Here is a 21681-nt window from a genome sequence, read left to right on the forward strand (position 1 = left end):
TGTTCAGTTTTCAAAGATCTACTTGGTTGCTTTTGACAACTTTTATATCATATCAAGGATTTCGTTAATTGTCAAGAACTTTTTTAATTAATTAACTGGTCACATTTGAATTAGTTGTTTACTACTGAAGCAACGTTTATTACTTTACCAAGAATAATCACCTTCGTCAAGCCTTTATTTAAATTAAATCTAAATCAATGAATGTAAACGTGTACATCGTGTTTTATTATTACTTTTACTGCTGAAATAAAAGTAAAAAAAGAGTATTGTCACATAGCGACAATACTCTCATATAATATTATTCATCAAAAATAATCCTATAAAATAATTTAAAAATATTTATTGATTATCATCTGGTCTCATAGTTGGAAATAATAACACATCTCTGATAGATTGTGCATCAGTCATTAACATAACCAACCTATCTATTCCAATTCCTAAACCACCTGTTGGTGGCATACCATATTCGAGTGCTTCAATGAAATCTTCATCGATTCCTTCCGCTTCATCGTTACCATCTTCACGTTCTTCAACTTGGGACTCAAATCGCTCTCTTTGATCAATGGGGTCATTTAACTCAGTAAATGCATTAGCATATTCTGTACCTAAAATATACATTTCAAAACGATCCGTAAATCTTGGATCATCTTCATTTTTCTTTGCTAAAGGCGAAATTTCTAAAGGATGTCCATAAACAAAAGTAGGATCAACAATTGTATCTTCAACAAATTTTTCGAAAAATTCATTAATGATATGGCCAACTTTCCAATATGTTTCATATTTAACATGATGTTCATCTGCCAATTTTTGTGCTTCTTCAACTGACATTTCTTTCCAAAAATCCACTCCAGTTACGGACTTAATAGCATCTACCATATGAACTCTTGCAAATTTTTTATTAAAATCTACTTTTTTTCCATCATATTCAATAATTCCGTCATTTGAAATTACATCTGCGACTGCTTTAAAAATGCCTTCAGTTTCATCCATTACATCATGGAAGTCATAGTATGCAACGTACGTTTCAAGCATTGTAAACTCAGGATTATGTTTTGTATCAATTCCTTCATTACGGAACACTCGACCAATTTCGTATACTTTTTCCATTCCACCAACGATAAGTCGTTTTAAATGTAATTCTAGTGCAATTCTCAAGTATAGTTCAATATCTAACGCATTATGATGTGTTGTAAATGGTTTAGCTGATGCTCCACCTGCTTGGTTATGCAGTACTGGCGTTTCAACCTCAATATATCCATTACCATCTAAATAACGTCTTACAGCTGAAATAATTTGACTACGTTTCATAAATCGATCAAAGCTTTCACGATTTGTGATTAAATCAAGATATCTTTGTCTATAGATTTGTTCTACATTTTGCAAACCATGAAATTTATCTGGTAATGGTCGTAATGCTTTTGATAGGAAAGTAACTTCTGTTGGGCGAATCGTTAATTCACCCATATCTGTTTTCATAACATCACCTGTTATACCAACAAAATCACCAATATCTGAACGTTTAAAGATATGATATGTATCTTCACCTACAACATCTTTACGGACATATAATTGTAAACGTCCATCTTTATCCTGAATATCAGCGAAACTCACTTTACCTTTACCACGTTTAGACATTAATCTACCTGCGATAGTAGCTTGGATATCCATACCATCAAGTTCTTCTTTAGTTAATGCATCATACTTATCATGTAATGCTTTAGTCATGTCTTTACGTTCAAAGCGGTGTCCAAATGGATCGACCCCTGCTTCGCGAAGTTCAACAACTTTTTCACGACGTACCTTTAATTGATCATTCATACTTTGTTCTTGCTTTACCATATTATATCCCTCACTTAATTACATATTTCACTTACTATCATGCCAATTAACCCAATAAAATGCAACTAATTCTATGCTTCTTTTTGCATTAATTTGAATTCACGTTCTTTTGTATCTTCTAAAAATTTATCAAATATCGTTATCATAGTAGCTTCTGAATTTGCTTCATTCAATGCTGCTTTAGCACGAGCTGAACGCGAAATACCTTTTAAGTAGTATGCTGCTTGACTTCTGAATTCTTTAGGTCCAATAACCTCACCCTTTATCTGGCAAAGTGCGTGCAAGTGTTCTTTAGCAACTAAAATTTTATCAGATGCTGAAGGTTCAGCAATGAGTTCACCTGTTTCAAGGTACGTTGCTGTCTGCCTAATCATCCACGGATTTCCTAATGCAGCACGGCCTATCATAACAGCGTCGGCACCGACTTCATCTAACATCTTCTTTGCATCTTGTGGCGTTTTAATATCACCATTACCCATAAAAGGAATTGTTTTTAAATTACTTTTAACTTCATGTAAAATATTCCAATCTGCTTTACCATTATACAACTGGAAACGTGTTCTTCCGTGCATTGCAAGTGCAGCTGCACCACCTTGTTCAGCAGCTAAGGCATTTTCAACTGCTAAAATATGATCTTCGTCCCAGCCTGTTCTCATTTTAACTGTTACCGGAATTGACAGCTCATTAGTAACCGCATCAACCATTTCGTATACTTTATCTGGATCAAGCAACCAACGTGCGCCTGCGTCTGTTTTTGTTACTTTAGGTACAGGGCAACCCATATTAATATCGACTATGTCGGCTGACGTGTGTTCTTCAACAAACTTAGCAGCAGCAACCAATGTTTCCTTATCTCCGCCAAAAATTTGAACGCTAACTGGATGTTCTCTTGGATCTACAAACAACATGCTCAACGTTTTTTTATTTCTAAATTGGATTCCTTTATCAGAAATCATTTCACAAACTACTAATCCAGCACCAAAATCCTTACAAATCATTCTGAATGCCGCATTTGTTACACCTGCCATAGGTGCAACAACTACTTGATTAGGAATTAATATATCGCCAATTTTCCATTCCATTCTATTCACCTCATCGTTTTTTACACTTACTATTGTTTAGTATCATAACACAAATCATATATTGATAAAATTTATTTAGCTGAACCCTCTAATAATTTCATTAATTCATTTTCAGAATATTGATATCGATTTCCACAAAAACGACAAACAGCTTCGGCACCATGATCCAATTCGATCATTTCAGTGATATCGCTTTTTGGCAAACTAGCTAATGAACCGTAAAATTTATCTTTTGAACAATCACATTCGAACGCAACTGGCATTGTATCCAAGATATTAACATTTTCTTTACCAAACATCAGATATATAATATCTTCTGGCGTTTTACCATCTCTTAGCAATTCTGAAATCATAGGCATTTCTGCTAATTTTTTTTCTAAATTATCGATAACTTCATCAGTTGCGCCAGGCATTACTTGAATCATAAACCCACCGGCCACTTCGATTGTATTGTCCGTGTTCACAAATACAGATAATCCAACTGATGATGGAATCTGCTCTGATTTAGCTAAATAGTAAGTAAAGTCTTCGCCAAGTTCACCTGAAACCAATGGGACTTGTCCCGTAAACGGTTCCTTCATACCCATATCTTTTGTTACTGCCATTGATCCAGTTGTTCCAACGGCACCTTTAACATCAATTTTATTTTTTTCATTTAATGGTAAATGAACGTGGGGTTCACTCAGATATCCTTTAACTGTTCCATCAGCGTTACCATCAATTACGATAGCACCAACTGGCCCATCACCATTAATTTTAACGGTCATTTTTTCATCGGCTGACAATGTAGATGTACTTAGTAATAATGTTCCTATTAGGCTCCGCCCAAGTGCAGCTGATGCTGCGCTCCATGTGTCATGTCTCCTTTGTGCTTCAGCAACCGTATTTGTCGCAGTAACAGCATATACTCTTAATTTACCGTCAAAGGCCAAACTTTTTACAAGATAATCTTTCATTCGTTTTCTCCTTAAATAATTCATTTTAGACCAACAAGAACTCCGATAGATAATCCATCGGAGTTCTTAAGTAACGATTATTTATCGTCTTTATTCACTTTGGGGTAAAAAACAACCGTTTTAGATAAATCAACTTCATCTGTTTCTTCAGCTATTTTTTTTGCATCTTTACGTTCTAATTCTTTTTTTGTTGCTTCAAAAGAACCATCTTTTTCACTCGGAAATTCATTTGCATCGTCTTTTTCTGGCATTTTGCCATCTTCGAACAAGCTTAAAATTTCTTTTTCATCAAGTGTTTCAAATTCTAATAACTTATCAGCAATCAATTTATGCTGTTCTCTATGTGCTTCAATAATTTCTTTAGCAAGTTTCATACCTTCTTCAGATAGACGACGAACCTCAGAATCAATAATGTCAGCCGTATTGCTTGAGTAAGCAGCACTTGGTTGACCTGAACCACCAGCGAACATTTGGCTATTGCCTTCTAATTGAACAGGTCCGAGTTTTTCACTCATTCCATATTCAGTAACCATTGAGCGAGCCATTTGTGTTGCTTGTTGGAAATCGTTTGATGCGCCTGAAGATTGTTCATTGTAAACAATTTCTTCAGCTGCACGTCCACCCATTAATCCAGCAATTTGTTCACTCATATCTTTTTTAGACAATAACATTTGATCTTCTTTTGGTAACATGATTGCGTAACCGCCAGCACGACCTCGAGGGACAATTGTTACTTTGTGAACAACTCTAGCATCATTTAGGACTAATCCAACAATTGTATGTCCGGCTTCATGGAATGCAACTGTTTGACGTTCTTTTTCATTAATCGTACGATCACGTTTTGCTGGTCCCGCAATAACACGATCCTCAGCTTCATCCATATCGCTTGCATCAATTTTTGATTTATTACGACGAGCAGCTAATAATGCAGCTTCATTTAAAAGATTTTCTAAATCAGCACCAACAAATCCAGGTGTCTGCTTAGCAATAACTTTTAAATCAACATCAGATGCTAACGGTTTGTTTTTTGCATGAACATTAAGAATAGCCTCACGACCCTTAACATCTGGGCGACCTACTAAAACTTTACGATCAAAACGACCAGGACGTAAAAGTGCTGGATCCAGAACATCCGAACGGTTAGTAGCTGCAATTACAATCACACCTTCTGTACCCGTAAATCCATCCATTTCAACAAGTAATTGGTTCAATGTTTGTTCACGTTCATCATTACCGCCACCTGTACCAGAGCCACGACGACGTCCGACAGCATCAATTTCATCAATAAAGATAATTGATGGTGCAGTTTTCTTAGCATTTTCGAACAAATCACGTACACGACTTGCCCCAACACCGACAAACATTTCTACGAAATCAGAACCGGAAATTGAATAAAATGGTACTTCAGCTTCACCAGCTACTGCTTTTGCGAGTAAAGTTTTACCAGTACCAGGAGGTCCCTCTAGGAGAACACCTGATGGGATTCGAGCGCCTAAATCAGCAAATTTGCGTGGTGATTTTAAGAATTCAACAACTTCAACAAGTTCTTGCTTTTCTTCTTCTGCACCGGCAACATCAGCAAAACGAACTTTATTATCTTTTTTCTCGGAAGGTTTTGTTTTTGATTTACCAAAGTTCATCACCTTACCGCCACCACCGCCACCTTGTCCTGCTTGTCCCATCATAAGATAGAAAAAGCCGACCATTAATACAAGTGGAATAACCGTAATTGCTAATTGCAACCAGATACTATCTGATTGTTCTTCTTTTGTATCCATTTTTGTCTTTGTTGCTTCAGATGATTTCAAAATTTGTGCCATATTTGAATCATTTTGAATAACTGTTGACGTAAAGTTTTTAACTTTTGTTGTTTTCTTTGAAGCTGGAATTAATGAGAACCCAGTATCCTTGCTCTTTTCTGTTTGAGCTTTCTTATAAGTCCCTGTTATTTTGTAGACACCACCTGATGGTTGAATATCAAATGATTTCACTTGGTTTGATTGTAATTTTGAGACAAATTCACTTGATTGAATTTCTTGTGTTTCCGTTTTGCTGTTTCCATCAAAAAAGAAGTACATTACACCCATTATCCCAAGCATGATAACTATGTAAAATAAACTATTTTTAAAAAGTCCATTTTTAGGATTGTTTTTCATATCTACTCTCCTGCCCGTTTTTCTTTATTTTTATTTCAACTATCGTTTGAATAGGATACACTATATCACAATTGACATTCTTTGACCATTATTTTACTCTGTATAAATTTCAGGTTTCAAGACGCCAATATATGGTAAGTTCCTATATTTTTCAGCATAATCTAATCCATAACCAACTACAAATTCATTTGGAACTTCAAATCCTGCATAATCAACGTTAACAGTCACTTTACGACCTTCTGGTTTGTCCAACAACGAACAAACCTTAACAGATTTTACATTTCTATTGTTAAACAGATCGATTAAGTAAGCTAAAGTTTGTCCTGTATCCACGATATCTTCAACAATAATCACATCTCTGCCTTTAACATCAATATCTAAATCTTTGATAATCTTAATCTCACCAGTTGATACGGTACCATCCCCATAGCTCGAAACATTCATAAAATCAACTTCTGCATAATCTGCAACATTTTTAGCAATGTCAGCCATAAAAAGATAGGCGCCCTTTAATATACAAACAAGCAATGGATTTTTGCCTTGATAATCAGCGGTAATCTGTTTTCCTAATCGCCGAGTAACATCTTGAATTTCTTGCTCACTGTAAAGAACTTTTTTGATATCTTCATCCATACACTTTAGCCTCTTCCCTGACCTTGTTTTTTTAAAACGATTATGTCTTGTATTTTATCAGTTTCAACGGTGTCTGACAATTGAGATTTTTTATAATTTATTAACCAAATGATTCGCTTAGTATTAGTTTCTAATACCCAAGCCTGATTACGGTCATTACTACTTATTTTTTGATCAATAAATATTTTTTTTATTTTTTGTTTTGCACTATTTCCTATGTCGATATAATCGCCTGGCAACCGATGTCTCAAGCTAAGCCCCTCTTCAACAATAGAGTGATCAACCATCATATAATCTTTTATAGTTACTTCATCTAGATTAATCTCTTCAGCTTTAAATACGCCAATTTTTTCATTATTATTTAAATTAACCCATGAATTCATACCGAGTATTATTTTTTCAGAAGTACTTTCAATTATTTTCTCTTTTTGAATGAAATCCATGTACTCATATTTTTTAACAAATAATTGATCATCACCTAAATTAAGTTCACCCTGTGGTTTTTTTTCATTCAGCAGTAACTGGCTAATTTGCTGTATTTGGTCTTCTTTTAAGAAAACACCATGTTCTTCAGCGATTTTTTTCAATATCGGCTTTTGCCACCTTGTTTCCAACGTGGTCCACATTTTTATTTTAAATCCTGAAGCATATTTGATTTCTTTTATTTTTTCACTAATTGCTTCATCTGCTAAATCTAATAGGTTCGTTAACTGATCTGCATAACTTTGTGCATGCTTAATTACTTGTTTATTATTTTCAAGCATTTTCGGTATAATTTCTTTTCTAACTCGATTTCTAAAAAAATCACTTAATTGATTCGTTTCATCTTCAAAAAAAACAATGTTTTCATGCTTTGCGTACTGCCGAATAGCCTGTTTTGTGAACAAAAGTAACGGTCTAACTAACATCCCTGGTCCAAATGATCTAGTTTGACTGATACCCGTTAACTGTCTGATATCTCCGCCACGAATTCCTTTCATAACAAGTGTTTCGAGCTGGTCATCTGCTTGATGCGCTGTCATTAACGTTGCATAAGTTTCTGATACCATTATTTGCTCAAAAAAATCATATCTCATTTTGCGCGCTGCATTTTCAATACCATTTAATCCATGTTCATGTACTGGCCAAACTTTTTTATATAATTTAAATTGATGATCTAGACAATACTTTTCGATGAACTCAGTTTCAATACGGCTCTGCTCTCTTAATTGATGGTCAATGTAGGCAACGCCTATCTCAGGCCGGATTTCATCTGGTAATCGTTGCAACAAATCCATGAGGACCATTGAATCAACACCTGTTGAAACAGCAACCAGAATTTTTTCAGGACTACCAAGTAGCCGATATTGAGCCTCAAATCTTGTATTCAGCAAAACTTTTCTCCTTTTTTCATTAAAAAAAGAGTGGTTTAAAATTTTCATTTCAACCACTCATCTTTAAAATTCGTTATTAATTACGTCGGCCACCACGGCCACCGCGCTTACCTTCAGTACTTCTCTTTAATGAAACTAACCGATCTTCACTATCTTTCAAAAAGCCTGACAACAATGAATCGAAGTCATCTTTTTGAGGTTCAACTTTTTTAGTCTGATAGCGATTCTTACCACCATTTGATGGACGAGAACCAGTCGATGCGCGAGTATCTTTATTAAATGTTTTCTGTGGACGAGATTTTGTTTCTGTTACTTGAGGCTTATCAACAGCTTTTCGTATTGATAAACTTATCTTACCATCGTCGCCAATGGATAAAACTTTAACTGTGACTTCATCCCCAACAGTTAGTGCATCATGAATATCTTTGATGAATCCATCAGAAACTTCACTAATATGTACTAATCCTGTTTTTCTGTCACCCAAATCAATAAATGCACCGAAATTTGTAATTCCTGAAACTTTACCTGAAACTTTCTCTCCGACTTCAATAGACATAAAAAAGTTGTTCCTCCTTAGATATATATACCATACTAGTATACCACGCTATAAACCTTGATACAAAGTTAAATCACGGGTAATTCTATCCCTGATTGATTAGTTTTTTAAATTTGCTTTATCACTAGGAAAACTATAGACAGTTTCACCTTTTTTAGAGAAATAATATTTTTCACGAATTAATTTTAATAAATAATCGTTATCATTTAATTGTTTAATTTGAAATTTAAGATCTTTTTGATTTGCTTTAGCTTTTTTTAATTTCGTTTGTTCAACTGCTGTTTCTTGCTTATAATGTGCAACCTTAAGCTTGGTTGAAATTAACTGTACGCTAAAGAAAATGATTATAATTATTAAAACAGCTCCTAATCCAATCATACGGCGGCGGTGAATAGTTACCAATCGTTGATCTTTTTTTCTTTCTGTTTTATTAGCTTTCATAAAATCATTATCTAAAAATTTAATTTTCGATTTATTATCGGCCATCTTGTCTCCTAACCCAATAAAGGACTCCAATTAAAAATCGATAATTATCGACTTTCTTCTGTATAAACTTCAGAAACAACTTCATATAAATCAATTGATTCTGCTTTTTTCGTTGTTTCTTTAAGCGCCATAACTCGAACAGTCAGCGTTTTATTACCAAATTGGATTGTTAACTCATCCCCAACAACAACATCTGTTGAAGATTTTGCCATTTTATCATTAATCATAATTCGACCCTTATCTGCAATTTCTTTTGCAACTGTACGACGTTTAATAATACGTGACACTTTTAAAAATTTATCTAATCTCATTAGTTAATCCCCTTTATTTATCTTATAAATTTTTTTAAAATACGTTTTCCAAATGGAAAGCTTAGCCATTCTCGAATCGAAAATAATTCCCATTTAACTGCTAAACCACCAAATATTCCAGCACCAATAGATCCAGAAACGAGCGCTATAATGCCACTCAACAATCGCTTGTCATTCGTCCAATTAATTAACTGATTATCTAATAAATAAACCACAATTCCCATAATTACACAAATTAAAGTTAATTTCATCATAAATTTGGGATCAATTAGTAACTGTCTAATCTCACTGGGTGACATAACCCACATGGCAATTAATACAAGTAATAAACTTAAGATTGTCGCAATACTTGCTCCAACTGTTCCTAATATAGAAACTAGGTAAAAATTAATACTCATTTTAAGTAACAATCCGATAATCAAAGCAATGACTGACGTACGATACAATCCCAGACTCTGTAGGACGCTGTTGTATGTTCCAATAACTGCTGCTAAGAAAATACTAAACATATAAACCGATAATGTACCATTTTGAAGTTGATCCCCAAATAAAGATTGGTTAACAAGTGGCATAACAGCAATCAGTCCGATGGTTGCCGCCATCGATAACGCCACCGTTATGTGCACTAACATCCCAGCATATCGTTGAAAATCCTTTTTTCGGTTTTCACGACGGGCCGAAGCCAGAGATGGCAATAACATCGAAGAGAACCCAACAGAAATAACTAGTCCAAGTTGTACTAAAGGCTGTGCACGGTCATAGACTCCTTTTAACGATTTTGCAATATTATTTGAATAACCAAAGTGCACTAATCCGTTTTTCACTGTGAATGAATCAACTAATTGTAATAGCACCATCATTGCTGCAAATAGACAGATGATAAGACCCTCCGAAAATAATTTTTTAGAGGTTATCAGTAATCTTTGCCAGTTTGTTTGAAGCCTAGTCTTCCTAAATTCAACCCTGTAAAAGTGAATAAAAGAAACACTTGCGCCAATAGCACCAATAGTTGCCCCAAACATTGCCCATGCTCCCATCGAATATAATGACATATTATTTTCAACCGCAATGTATGCCGCTAAAATAATGAGTCCAACACGTAATAGTTGTTCAACAACTTGGGAGACAGCAGTTTTGTTCATTTCAAAAATACCTTGATAATAACCACGTCCCACTGCTAAAACAGGTAAAAATAAGAACATAAATGAAACACTTTTAATTAAGCCTGCTAACTGTCCATCACCCATAGCTGTCGCAATCCATGAAGCTCCTAATTGTAAGCCAGAAAAGATAACTAAACTAAATATACTTAAAACAATAAATATATCATGAGACAATTTTATTTTATCTTCTTTCGAAGGCTCTTCAGCAATTAACTTACTAATGTAGACGGGAAATCCAGTCAAAGCAAAAGTCATCCCTATCCCATAAATAGGATAAACTTGCTGATAAATATAGAAGCCCGTATCTCCGACTAAATTTTGGAATGGCACTCGGTAAATGGCACTCAAAATCTTGGCAATTAGTGAGGCAATCGATAGAATCATTGCACCACGCATTAAATGTCTAAGTTGCTTATTTCCCATATCATTTCGATTCCTTTTTTATTAGTTAGCTGCAGTCACTGACCCAACGGATTCGCTTAACGCTTGAATAAAGTTTTGTAATTCAATCAACCAGTCAGTCTCAGTCATCTTAGGTTGAATCACTAAAATCACACGCATTTGTTTGCCCTGAGTTTTTAATGACGCTTTTAATTTTGTTGCTGATAATGCCATGAAAATTGCTTCCGTACCCAGCAATGTCGTTCCTTTTTCTGAAACAGAAACAATTAACTGGTCTTTATCTTTTTTAATTTTATCAACTAATGCCTTATCGGCAAATAATTTAAGTAAGCCAATTTCCATTAAGTTATTCACTTCAGTTGGAAATTCGCCGAAACGATCAATTAAATCACCTTGTACTTCCAAATATTGATCATAATTATCAAGCTGTCGAATACGTTTATAAATTTCAATTTTTTGACGCTGATCATCAATGTAAGATGATGGTAAATAAGCTTCAATATTAATGTCAATTTCAGAATCTGATTTAGGCTCAGCTTTTTTACCTTGTTTTTTATTCACAGCTTCTGTCAACATCTGTGTATATAAATCATATCCAACAGAATCAATGAAACCATGTTGTTGTCGGCCCAATAGATTTCCTGCTCCACGAATAGATAAATCTCGCATAGCAATTTTAAATCCAGAACCCAATTCGGTGAAGTCTTTGATTGCTTCTAAGCGTTTTTCGCTCACTTCAGTCAAAACCTTATTAGGTTTATACATAAAGTAGGCATACGCAATTCGACTACTACGACCAACACGACCACGTAACTGGTAAAGTTGCGCCAATCCCATGTGGTCAGCATTTTCGACAAATAATGTATTAGCATTAGAAATATCTACGCCCGTTTCAATAATTGTCGTTGTTACCAACACATCATAGACACCTTGAATGAAATCATACAAGACATTTTCTAATTGATTTTCAGTCATTTGACCATGGATATACGCGACACTAGCTTCAGGAACCATAATCTCAATTTCTGAAACTACTTTTTCAATATCTTCAACTCGATTATGCAAATAAAAAACTTGTCCACCACGTTGAAGTTCACGTTGTATTCCATCTCGAATAGTTCCACCATTTTGTTCCATTACATAAGTTTGAATTGGGTAACGGTTCAATGGTGCCGTTTCAATTACTGATAAATCGCGAACCCCAAGCATCGACATATTAAGTGTCCTTGGGATTGGCGTTGCCGTTAACGTTAAGACGTCCACTTGTGACTTAAACTCTTTGAGTCGTTCTTTATGTTTCACACCAAACCGTTGCTCTTCATCAACAATTAACAATCCTAAATCAGCAAATTGAATATCTTTCGATAAAATTCGATGTGTCCCAACGACAATATCTAATGCACCACTAGCCATTTTATCAGTTGTTTCTTTAAGTTGTTTCTTTGTTCTAAAACGAGATAAAATCCCAATTTCAACTGGAAATCCTTCGAATCGATTAATCATTGTTTCGTAATGTTGTTGCGCTAACACCGTTGTAGGCACTAATAAAGCAACCTGTTTATTATCTTGAATGGCTTTAAAAGCGGCACGTAACGCGACTTCTGTTTTCCCAAAACCTACATCACCAATCAATAAACGATCCATTGGTTTCTTTTGTTCCATATCGTGCTTAATTTCATTTGAACTTCTAATTTGATCTTCAGTTTCAGAGTATGGAAATGCATTTTCAAATTCCATCTGATAATCGTTGTCCTTTGAAAATTGAAATCCAACTTCTGCTTCACGTTCAGCATACAATGCAACTAAATCATCAGCAATATCTTCAATTTTAGCAGCAACTTTATTTTTCGTTTTGGTCCATTCAGTACCACCCAATTTGTTAATTCTAGGTGACTTAGATTCAGAAGAAACATACTTTTGAACCATGTTTAATTGGGTTACTGGAATAAATAATTTAGCTTCATCCCGATAAGAAATTGTCATATAATCTTGATGTTTACCATCGACTTCTAATGTTTCCATTCCAATAAACTGTCCAATACCATGATTAACATGGACCACATAGTCTCCTGGTTTCAAATCTTGATAACTTTTAAGGCGTTCTGCATTCGCTAATGTTTGGCGTTTTGGACGTTTTTTAGTGACTTTGTTAAACATTTCATGTTCTGTCACAACAACTAAGTTTGCCATTGGCAATTCAAATCCAGCTTGTAAGTTACCTTCTACTACCTGAACTTTTCCTAACTGTAGGCTATCCAAAGTCGTCATGATAGAAGGAATCTCAAAATCATCCAAGGTTTGTGAGACTTTATCAAGTCGCTCTTTATCTTGAACCATAACAATAATAGTCTGTTTCTTTTTTAACCAACGATCCATTTCTGTTTTAAGTAATGGCATTTGGCTAAAAAATTGTTGCATGGCATGTCCTGGTACATCAATCAATTGATTAAATTTGAGGTGACCCATTCCTTTTTGAAAATGAGCCAGAAATAATTCAGCATGCGATTCATTTTTCAATAAATCTCGTAATTCAAATCCAAAAACACTTGTAGACAAAACTTGATGTGTTTTTAACTTATCTGCCATCCAGTTATCTTCATCTAGTTTAAGCGTCTTTTCAGCTTCTAATAATCTCGGATAATCGTCCATTACAATTAAACCATTGCTACCCAAGTAATCTAACAGACTTGTTTTACCTTGATAAATAATATCGCTAAATAATAAATGTTCCGGAGCTAAGCGTCCTTTTTCAAAATCACTCATAAGCGGCATAATATTTGATTCTAATCGCTCTTGATCATCATTATCTAATCGCTTATATTCAACACCATACGCTTTTTTTAATGTTTGACTAGCTTCCAATAGCATAGCGTCAGTCGCAATAAAATCTGTCGCGGGTATAATTTGAATCTGGTCCACATTCTCTAAGCTTCGTTGATTAGTCACATCAAAATAACGTAATGAATCTATTTCCGTATCAAATAAATCTAGTCTAATTGGGTTTTCTACGGTCAATGGGTAAATATCCAAGATAGAACCACGTACAGCAAAATCCCCAGGACGTTCAACCAACTTTTGACGTTGATAGCCCATCGTAAAGAGTTGAGTTTCCGTGGCTTTCAAATCAATATCTTTTCCAACAGCTAAGTTTAATGTTGCTTGTTTCCACGTTGAAACAGGTGCTAGAAAACGTCGTAACCCCGAGATTGATGTTACAACAATCTTTGGTGTTCCTTCTAATAGAGCCTGAAGCGTTTGGACACGTTCACTTTTAGATTCTGGTGAACTTGTTGCCAGTTCTGCAGCTAATAATTCTTCAACTGGGAATGTAAGCACATCTTCTTCATTAATAAAGTTAGTTAAATCTTCATTTAATTGTGTTGCATGAAATAAATTATCTGTCACAACCAACATAGATTTTTTTTTATCTTTAAAAATAGTAGCTAACATCAATGTTTTAGCTGAACCCGTTAGTCCAGTTAACAATTGTCTTGTATTAGGTTCAATATTTGTTAGCCAGTTATCTACACCAGGAACAGTCTGCATCATTGCTTCTAAATTCATTATTCTACCCTTTACCCTTTTCTAAACAGCTTTTTCTTATTTATGGTTATACTTGTTCATCGTATTCATAAAATCATCTGTTTCCAACCAATCCTCAATTGCTAAAGTTGCTGTATTGATTGCATCACCTAAGTCTTTTTCTTGGTTTTTAGAAAATTTCGTTAATACCCAATCTACGACAGAAACTTTGTCTGGATGGTCAATACCAATTTTAATACGTTTAAATTCCTGTGTTCCTGTATGTGCGATAATGCTTTTCAAACCATTATGTCCGCCTGCTGATCCTTTTTGACGTAATCGAATCCGACCAACTTCTAAATCAAGATCATCGTTCACAATAAGGATGTCTGAAACATCAATTTTATAGAAATCCATCAACGGTCTAACAGCTCGACCTGAATCATTCATATAAGTAGATGGTTTAACTAAGACAATTTTTTCACCATTTAAATTAAACGATGCCACTTGCGCTTCATACTTGCTAGATCCAAAATCGGCATTATGTTGTTTTGCAAATACATCTACTGTAGCGAATCCGACATTGTGTCTTGTTCCATCATACTTTTGCCCAATATTTCCTAAACCGACTATCATTTTCATTTTAATTTCTCCTTTAAATAAACGCAAACATCTGGGCAAGTTTATTCAACTTACCCAGCATTTCGACCCTATTCTTTTCTTTCAACTATTATACCATACTCGATTTATGAAAATTTTGTGAAAGAACTCTCTCATCTAGTATGTTTTTTCACAAACAAACATGTTATAATTATTCAGTAATAATTATAGCTCTGAAAGGATGAATTATTTTGACAAAAACAGAAAATCATCAAAAAGTTATCTTAGTCGGCGATGGCGCCGTAGGTTCTAGTTACGCATTCGCAATGACACTCCAAGGTGTCGGCGAAGAATTCGGTATCATCGATGTTGCGAAAGATCGCACTGTCGGAGATGCTTTAGATTTAGAAGATGCAACACCATTCGCATTTCCTAAACGTATCTACTCAGCAGAATACTCTGACTGTGAAGATGCAGATCTTGTCGTTATCACTGCTGGTGCTCCACAAAAACCAGGTGAAACACGCCTTGACCTTGTAAACAAAAACTTAAACATCTTGAAAAGTATCGTATCTCCAATCGTTGAATCTGGATTTAAAGGTATTTTCTTAGTTGCTGCTAACCCAGTTGATATTTTAACTTACGCAACAATGAAATTCTCTGGTTTCCCTAAAGATCGTGTTATTGGTTCAGGTACTTCACTTGATACTTCACGTTTACGTGTTGCTTTAAGCAAATTAACTGACATTACAGATCCTCGTTCAATCCATGCTTACATGATGGGCGAACATGGCGATACAGAATTTGCTGCTTACTCAGCTGCAACTGTTGGTGGTCTTCCATTCTTAGATTGGGCAAAAGCTAACAACATTTCTGATGACCAACTTGCTAAAATTGAAGATGACGTTCGTAACAAAGCTTACGAAATTATCAACAAAAAAGGCGCAACATTCTACGGTATTGGTACAGCATTAGCTCGTCTTTCAAAAGCAATTTTGCGTGACGAAAATGCCGTATTACCTGTTAGTGCATACATGGACGGACAATATGGTTTGAACGATATTTATATCGGTACACCAGGTGTTGTTAATGGCCAAGGTCTTGCACAAATCATCGAAGTACCTTTAAGTGATGTTGAATCTAAACGTATGACTGATTCAGCTGCTACTTTGAAACAAGTATTAAATGATGGTCTTAAAGCATTAGGTGAATAATTTTTAATTATTTTCCAAAAAAGGAACGGAAGACATTCTTCCGTTCCTTTTTTAATACAATTTTAATAGTCAAATTACTGTTAAAAAGCTTTTTTTATGGTATTATAAAAATGTAAATGAGAAAAATTTAATATTTGGAGGCGCCTATATGTTATTAAATACTTTAGTTAAACCATTAAAAGAACTAACAACCGTCCGTGAAAGTGTCACACTTGAAGAAGCACTTACGGTCCTAGAAAATTCTGGATTCCGTTGTGTGCCAATCTTAGATGAAACGGGTCAAATTTTCCGTGGTAATATTTATAAAATGCATATTTATCGTCATAAATCACAGGGTGGCGATATGTCACTTCCTGTTACTTATCTTCTTAAAAATGCGACTAAGTTTATTTCATCTGATTCAGCTTTCTTCAACGTTTTCTTTTCAATTAAAGACTTACCTTATATTGCTGTTTTAAATGAAAACAACTATTTTGAGGGTATTTTAACACATACACGTCTTCTAGATATGTTGTCTCAATCATGGAATTTTGATGTTGGTAGTTATGTCTTAACTGTTATTTCAGCTGGCGAACGTGGTGATTTAGTTGATATGGCTAAAATCATTACAAAATATTCATCAATTGCTAGTTGTATGACTTTAGATGTTAAAGAAGGCGAATTATTACGCCGAACATTATTCACATTACCAGCTGGTGTAAACCAAGAAAAAGTTGATAAAATTGTTGATAACTTAGGACGTAAAGAATTTATTGTTTCTGAAATTGAAGATTTACGTAGTTAGACAAAAAAACAGACCCTTTCGGGTCTGTTTTTTTAATGCATTCTTTTATCAAAGTGAATAGCACGATCTAAAACGAGCATTATTGGTGCTGTAATTGTCATTATTACAAATTCAGATAATGCTGTTGTACCGTAAGTAGGCCAGAACGGTAAGCTCGCTGTAATGTTCAACATAATAGCGATTAAAAACATGGTAAATGAGAAAACCATAATATTTAAAAGCATTTTTTGCCACATTTTCTTAAACTTAGGACTAACAAAAATCACAATTAAAAGACCCATGATTGTTTGTACGCCCCCAAAAAGAACATCTAACGGACTGCTGTAAAAGAGATTAAATAAGATAACCCCTAATGAAACACCCCAGATATATTTCTTATTGAAAAGTACTAAGTGATTCAATCCTTCTGATAGTCGAAATTGAATAGCACCACTAGCCATGTTCACCATTCCTGGAACAACTGCCAATACGATATAAAGTGCAGCGATTAAACCATTAATGATTACCTGGTTTACACGATTATTTTTTGTCATTATTAATAGACTCCCTTAGTTTTTTAGCGTGGGATGGTTACGAACCACGTTTTTTTATGTCTTTTTACTGTTTATTTTTCTTTATGTATTGCTGAAACAAGTCCAACACTCATTCTAAGCGCATCATCAACCTCAAGCATACTTTTTTTCGATACATGCGTGATACGATCTTTTAGACGTTGCTTATCAATTGTGCGAATTTGCTCCATTAGTATAACTGAATCTTTTTCAATACCATCTCTACTTGCTAAAAGTCCAACATGTGTTGGCATTTTAGGCTTCTGGATGCGCGCCGTAATGGCGGCAACGATGACTGTCGGACTATAACGATTCCCAATATTGTTTTGGATAATGAGAACAGGTCTCATACCGCCTTGTTCAGAACCAATAACGGGCGATAAATCTGCATAGAATATATCACCACGTATGATACTTTCAACCATCTTATCCCAACTCTCTACATAATTTGAAGGTGCAATAACACTTCATCTTCAGATCCTTTAAAATCATTACAGATTTCACTATTCAATTGTCCCATTTCTGAGTAGCCATCAATTAACTCATCCATCATTTTTTTATGACTTAAAATAGAGTTAAATATTTCGCTATCCTTCAACGCTTCATTGGTAATCGAATAATATGCACAGTAATCGGCTATATGACTCATTGCTACTTTCTCATTTTTATCCATCTGCACTTCCCCCATAGAATTACACTCTACAGATAGTTTACCATAGCAAACTAAGCAAATAAATACTAATTTAGGTAGACATGTGGTACTCGTCCTGAAAGTGCACAGATTATTTCATAATGAATTGTTTCAGCGTACGTTGCAACATCCTGTGCTGTAATCATTTCATCGCCATCTTGGCCTATTAGAGTTACTTTTGTATCATTTGGCATTTCATGTGGCAATCTAATCATTAATTGATCCATGCAAACTCGACCAATTATTTCGCAAAATTGACCGTCGACTAATAGTTTAAAGCCTTGCATCTTTCGGGGCATACCATCTGCATACCCAATTGGTACTGTACCAACCCATTCATTTTCTTGAGCTTGATATGTAATACCGTAACCAACTGAATCACCTGCATGGATTTCTTTCACATAACTTAATTCAGATGTTAATCCAAATGCTGGTTTTAACGCATAAGGTAGTTCTAATTCACCACCAGATGGATTTAAACCATACATTGAAATGCCCATCCGAATCATATTACCGTTGCAAGCAGAGTGCCATAAGCTCGTTGCAGAATTAGAAACGTGTACATAACGAGGTCTATCAGAAACTACTGACATCAATTCATTAAATTTTGACATTTGTTTTTTAAAATACGAATCATTAGGAGAGTCTGCTGTCGCAAAGTGAGTAAAAACCCCTTCAAAGTTTAATGTATTTTGATGACTTCCAAGGAAATTAATTGCCTCTAAAAACGGTTCTGCTTCTCTAAAACCAATACGACCCATTCCTGTATCCAATGCTAAATGAACGGCCAAAGGCGCTAATTTTTCTTCACTCAGTAACTTATTAGCTTCTTGTAACCAGCCAAGTTCTGAAACAGTTACAGATATTTTGCTTTTTGCCAGTAACGGTGCATATTCAACTTTCGTTAATCCCAGAATCAAGATAGTTTCAACAAACCCGGCTTCTCGTAACGCTAATGCCTCATCAATTATTGCCACACAAAAACCTTTTACACCAGCATCTTTTGCAACTTTAGCTACTTCAATCAATCCATGACCATACGCATCAGCTTTAACAACAGCAAAAATAACCGTCTCATCTGTTAATGTCTTTTTTTCAGCTGTGATATTTGCCTTAATAGCTGCCCTATCTACCACGATTTGGGTTGGACGATGATAACCTACAACCATTTTTACATCCCCTTTTCTTGATTTTCTAAAATAACTTCAGTCATAACTAAATTGTTCGTATGAGAAATTGAAATAAAGCCATTACCCTCAAAAGGGTGCTGCGTAATTATCGGTTTACCAATTTCATTATTTAATATTTCAACATCTAAAAAGCCAACTTTATCCCCTATTCCCGTTCCAAAAGCCTTACTGTATGCCTCTTTGGCGGAAAATCTTCCAGCAATAAATTCGTCTTTATGACTACCTTTTAATTCATCAAATTGTTTAATTTCATTTGTTGTGAGAATCTTTGTTATAAATTCTTCATGTTGTTTTGCCAACTTTACTACTCGATCAATATCGGCAATATCAACACCAATTCCATAAATCATATTATCACCTATTTCTTTTCATTGATATCCTTGTTAAGTTTATCAAATTTATTCATTTTCTGCACTAAAATCGTTTATATTTTACCTATCAATATTGTAAGAATAGCAATTTTAAACAAAAAAAGAGACCTAAATTAATAGGTCTCTTTTCAATATTCAAATTAATCTTTTGTTCTGATTGTGAAGTTACGTTTTGGTGCGCTACTTCCGTTTGAACGGTTGTCATTTGAACGATTATCGCTTGAGCGGTTACCTTTGTAACCTCCGCCACCATTACCATTGCTACGGCGATCGCTACTTCCGTTACGACGATCTGAACTTCCACCGTTACTACGGTTTCCGCCACCATTACGGTTGCCTTGGTAACCACCACCGTTGCCACCACGACGATTTCCACCGCCATTGCCGCTACGACGGTTGTTTCCGCCACCACCGCCACCCCCCTTACGTCTAGGTAATGGGCGTTCTGGTGTAATCTTAACAGGTACTTGTGATGAATCATTTTTAATAACATCACTAAGTAATGCTGCAACTAAATCAGCAACTTCAAACTTAGCCATTAATTCAGTAGCTTGTTTTGCATATTTTTTAGTATCAGTTTTGTTAACTAAGGCAGTAACGTCAGCGATTGCTGTTTCAATTTGACCAGCAAATGCTTCATCATCTGTAGGTGGTGTTAAAGCCACCATACGTTTCTTAGTTAATTTTTCGATTTGACGTAAGTAATCCATTTCATTTGGTGAAACAAATGTCAATGAAGTTCCTTTATGTCCGGCACGGCCTGTACGGCCAATACGATGGACATAACTTTCAGGATCTTGAGGAATATCATAGTTAAAGACATGGGTAACCCCAGAAATATCTAAACCACGAGCAGCAACATCAGTTGCAACTAAAATATCAAGTTTACCTGATTTAAATTCACGTAAAATACTCATACGACGTTGTTGTGATAAATCACCATGGATTCCTTTAGCGTTGTATCCGCGCATTTCAAATCCTTTAGCTAATTCGTCAACACGACGTTTTGTACGACCAAACACGATTGTTTGTGTTGGGTTTTGAGCATCATACATACGTGTCATGATATCAAATTTTTCGAAATCTTTTGAGATTACGTAGAATTGATCAACTAAGTCAGTTGTTAATTCTTTTGCCTTAACAGTTACCAAAGTTGGATCTGTCATAAATCTTTCACCAATACGGCGAATAGCAGTTGGCATTGTTGCAGAGAATAACAATGTTTGACGTTCGTCAGGAACAGTTGTTAAGATGCTTTCGATATCTTCAACGAATCCCATATCTAACATTTCATCAGCTTCATCTAAAACCAAAGTTTTAACATTACCTAATTTAACGGTGCGACGACGAATATGATCTAATAAACGTCCTGGTGTTCCAACTAAAATTTGAGGTGCGCGATTAAGACTCTTGATTTGACGACGAATATCAGACCCACCATAAACAACTTGAACTTTAGCATGTTTTTCTTTACCTAAACGGTAAAGTTCTTCTTGCGTTTGAATAGCAAGTTCACGTGTTGGTGAGATGATAAGTGCTTGAACTTCATCTTTTGTTGTATCAATTGTATCTAAGATTGGTAAACCAAATGCAGCAGTTTTACCAGTACCTGTTTGTGCTTGTCCAATAACATCTTTTCCTTCTAAAGCCATTGGAATTGTTTCAGATTGGATAGGTGTTGCTTCTTCAAAACCGCTGCGTTGAACGGCCTTTAGTAGTTCATCGGATAGTCCTAATTCTGTAAATTTCAAGTATAAATTCCTCCTAATGTGTTTGCAAACTAACATGCTTCACAACACAG

20 protein-coding genes and 1 riboswitch are annotated in these 21681 nt (G+C 35.0%); of the genes, 2 read left to right on the top strand and 18 right to left on the bottom strand.

Features of this window, described 5'->3' with window-relative positions; genetic code table 11:
* Positions 1–339 precede the first annotated feature (339 nt).
* The 12 genes from lysS to pth form a co-directional block, all read right to left on the bottom strand.
* The gene (lysS, locus tag AC1RPV_RS00005; protein WP_481760847.1) at positions 340–1839 is read right to left on the bottom strand and encodes a lysine--tRNA ligase; all 1500 of its coding nucleotides are present in this window, start codon (positions 1837–1839) and stop codon (positions 340–342) included.
* A gap of 71 nt (positions 1840–1910) precedes the next feature.
* Positions 1911–2921, bottom strand: a complete 1011-nt coding sequence (gene dusB / locus AC1RPV_RS00010; RefSeq protein WP_481760848.1) for a tRNA dihydrouridine synthase DusB — start codon at positions 2919–2921, stop codon at positions 1911–1913.
* Positions 2922–2992: 71 nt separating this feature from the next.
* Entirely contained in the window at positions 2993–3877 is an 885-nt protein-coding gene (gene hslO, locus AC1RPV_RS00015; RefSeq protein ID WP_481760849.1) for an Hsp33 family molecular chaperone HslO, read from the bottom strand.
* A gap of 77 nt (positions 3878–3954) precedes the next feature.
* Positions 3955–6033, bottom strand: coding sequence for an ATP-dependent zinc metalloprotease FtsH (gene ftsH / locus AC1RPV_RS00020; protein WP_409021575.1), 2079 nt, complete (start codon positions 6031–6033; stop codon positions 3955–3957).
* Positions 6034–6126: 93 nt separating this feature from the next.
* Positions 6127–6666, bottom strand: coding sequence for a hypoxanthine phosphoribosyltransferase (gene hpt / locus AC1RPV_RS00025; RefSeq protein WP_409021576.1), 540 nt, complete (start codon positions 6664–6666; stop codon positions 6127–6129).
* Between the two features lie 5 nt (positions 6667–6671).
* On the bottom strand, positions 6672–8039 hold the full coding sequence (gene tilS / locus AC1RPV_RS00030; protein WP_481760850.1) for a tRNA lysidine(34) synthetase TilS: 1368 nt from the start codon (positions 8037–8039) through the stop codon (positions 6672–6674).
* 76 nt (positions 8040–8115) lie between these two features.
* Entirely contained in the window at positions 8116–8595 is a 480-nt protein-coding gene (locus AC1RPV_RS00035) for a S1 domain-containing RNA-binding protein (protein WP_481760851.1), read from the bottom strand.
* Positions 8596–8694: 99 nt separating this feature from the next.
* A complete protein-coding gene (locus tag AC1RPV_RS00040) occupies positions 8695–9081 on the bottom strand; it encodes an FtsB family cell division protein (protein WP_481760852.1) in 387 nt (128 codons plus the stop codon).
* A gap of 44 nt (positions 9082–9125) precedes the next feature.
* Positions 9126–9392: an RNA-binding S4 domain-containing protein gene (locus AC1RPV_RS00045; RefSeq protein ID WP_481760853.1), complete on the bottom strand. Its 267-nt coding sequence runs from the start codon at positions 9390–9392 to the stop codon at positions 9126–9128.
* A gap of 17 nt (positions 9393–9409) precedes the next feature.
* A complete protein-coding gene (locus AC1RPV_RS00050; protein WP_481760854.1) occupies positions 9410–10978 on the bottom strand; it encodes a putative polysaccharide biosynthesis protein in 1569 nt (522 codons plus the stop codon).
* Between the two features lie 21 nt (positions 10979–10999).
* Positions 11000–14521: a transcription-repair coupling factor gene (gene mfd, locus AC1RPV_RS00055; protein WP_481760855.1), complete on the bottom strand. Its 3522-nt coding sequence runs from the start codon at positions 14519–14521 to the stop codon at positions 11000–11002.
* Between the two features lie 36 nt (positions 14522–14557).
* Positions 14558–15121: an aminoacyl-tRNA hydrolase gene (gene pth, locus AC1RPV_RS00060; RefSeq protein ID WP_409021584.1), complete on the bottom strand. Its 564-nt coding sequence runs from the start codon at positions 15119–15121 to the stop codon at positions 14558–14560.
* A 209-nt stretch (positions 15122–15330) separates the two neighbouring features.
* Here pth and AC1RPV_RS00065 point away from each other — a divergent pair, with 209 nt between their 5' ends.
* On the top strand, positions 15331–16293 hold the full coding sequence (locus AC1RPV_RS00065) for an L-lactate dehydrogenase (RefSeq protein WP_409021585.1): 963 nt from the start codon (positions 15331–15333) through the stop codon (positions 16291–16293).
* 148 nt (positions 16294–16441) lie between these two features.
* Positions 16442–17077, top strand: coding sequence for a cyclic di-AMP binding protein CbpA (cbpA, locus tag AC1RPV_RS00070; RefSeq protein ID WP_409021586.1), 636 nt, complete (start codon positions 16442–16444; stop codon positions 17075–17077).
* A 32-nt stretch (positions 17078–17109) separates the two neighbouring features.
* On the opposite strand, the gene AC1RPV_RS00075 is transcribed toward cbpA, so the two are convergent.
* From AC1RPV_RS00075 to cshA, 6 genes are all read right to left on the bottom strand, one after another.
* Positions 17110–17610, bottom strand: a complete 501-nt coding sequence (locus AC1RPV_RS00075; RefSeq protein WP_481760856.1) for a QueT transporter family protein — start codon at positions 17608–17610, stop codon at positions 17110–17112.
* Between the two features lie 9 nt (positions 17611–17619).
* A riboswitch (PreQ1 riboswitch) is annotated at positions 17620–17664 on the bottom strand.
* 17 nt (positions 17665–17681) lie between these two features.
* Positions 17682–18053, bottom strand: coding sequence for a type II toxin-antitoxin system PemK/MazF family toxin (locus tag AC1RPV_RS00080; RefSeq protein ID WP_409021588.1), 372 nt, complete (start codon positions 18051–18053; stop codon positions 17682–17684).
* Positions 18054–18067: 14 nt separating this feature from the next.
* The gene (locus tag AC1RPV_RS00085; RefSeq protein ID WP_481760857.1) at positions 18068–18301 is read right to left on the bottom strand and encodes a hypothetical protein; all 234 of its coding nucleotides are present in this window, start codon (positions 18299–18301) and stop codon (positions 18068–18070) included.
* Between the two features lie 65 nt (positions 18302–18366).
* Positions 18367–19488 carry an alanine racemase gene (gene alr / locus AC1RPV_RS00090; protein ID WP_481760858.1) on the bottom strand — a complete coding sequence of 374 codons (1122 nt, stop codon included), beginning with the start codon at positions 19486–19488 and terminating at the stop codon, positions 18367–18369.
* 2 nt (positions 19489–19490) lie between these two features.
* Positions 19491–19859 carry a holo-ACP synthase gene (gene acpS, locus AC1RPV_RS00095; RefSeq protein ID WP_481760859.1) on the bottom strand — a complete coding sequence of 123 codons (369 nt, stop codon included), beginning with the start codon at positions 19857–19859 and terminating at the stop codon, positions 19491–19493.
* A 161-nt stretch (positions 19860–20020) separates the two neighbouring features.
* Positions 20021–21631, bottom strand: coding sequence for a degradosome RNA helicase CshA (gene cshA / locus AC1RPV_RS00100; RefSeq protein ID WP_481760860.1), 1611 nt, complete (start codon positions 21629–21631; stop codon positions 20021–20023).
* Positions 21632–21681 lie beyond the last annotated feature (50 nt).

Source organism: Dellaglioa sp. CoH-55-MRSF-9 (assembly GCF_056782155.1).

Excerpts from the sequence above, each read along its gene's own strand:
- alr (WP_481760858.1), bottom strand. The coding sequence starts at position 19,488 with ATGGTTGTAGGTTATCATCGTCCAACCCAAATCGTGGTAGATAGGGCA.
- pth (WP_409021584.1), bottom strand. The coding sequence starts at position 15,121 with ATGAAAATGATAGTCGGTTTAGGAAATATTGGGCAAAAGTATGATGGA.
- lysS (WP_481760847.1), bottom strand. The coding sequence starts at position 1,839 with ATGGTAAAGCAAGAACAAAGTATGAATGATCAATTAAAGGTACGTCGT.
- mfd (WP_481760855.1), bottom strand. The coding sequence starts at position 14,521 with ATGAATTTAGAAGCAATGATGCAGACTGTTCCTGGTGTAGATAACTGG.
- dusB (WP_481760848.1), bottom strand. The coding sequence starts at position 2,921 with ATGGAATGGAAAATTGGCGATATATTAATTCCTAATCAAGTAGTTGTT.
- AC1RPV_RS00045 (WP_481760853.1), bottom strand. The coding sequence starts at position 9,392 with ATGAGATTAGATAAATTTTTAAAAGTGTCACGTATTATTAAACGTCGT.
- hpt (WP_409021576.1), bottom strand. The coding sequence starts at position 6,666 with ATGGATGAAGATATCAAAAAAGTTCTTTACAGTGAGCAAGAAATTCAA.
- AC1RPV_RS00035 (WP_481760851.1), bottom strand. The coding sequence starts at position 8,595 with ATGTCTATTGAAGTCGGAGAGAAAGTTTCAGGTAAAGTTTCAGGAATT.
- AC1RPV_RS00080 (WP_409021588.1), bottom strand. The coding sequence starts at position 18,053 with ATGGTTGAAAGTATCATACGTGGTGATATATTCTATGCAGATTTATCG.
- AC1RPV_RS00075 (WP_481760856.1), bottom strand. The coding sequence starts at position 17,610 with ATGACAAAAAATAATCGTGTAAACCAGGTAATCATTAATGGTTTAATC.
- acpS (WP_481760859.1), bottom strand. The coding sequence starts at position 19,859 with ATGATTTATGGAATTGGTGTTGATATTGCCGATATTGATCGAGTAGTA.
- hslO (WP_481760849.1), bottom strand. The coding sequence starts at position 3,877 with ATGAAAGATTATCTTGTAAAAAGTTTGGCCTTTGACGGTAAATTAAGA.
- AC1RPV_RS00085 (WP_481760857.1), bottom strand. The coding sequence starts at position 18,301 with ATGGATAAAAATGAGAAAGTAGCAATGAGTCATATAGCCGATTACTGT.
- AC1RPV_RS00050 (WP_481760854.1), bottom strand. The coding sequence starts at position 10,978 with ATGGGAAATAAGCAACTTAGACATTTAATGCGTGGTGCAATGATTCTA.
- AC1RPV_RS00040 (WP_481760852.1), bottom strand. The coding sequence starts at position 9,081 with ATGGCCGATAATAAATCGAAAATTAAATTTTTAGATAATGATTTTATG.
- cbpA (WP_409021586.1), top strand. The coding sequence starts at position 16,442 with ATGTTATTAAATACTTTAGTTAAACCATTAAAAGAACTAACAACCGTC.
- ftsH (WP_409021575.1), bottom strand. The coding sequence starts at position 6,033 with ATGAAAAACAATCCTAAAAATGGACTTTTTAAAAATAGTTTATTTTAC.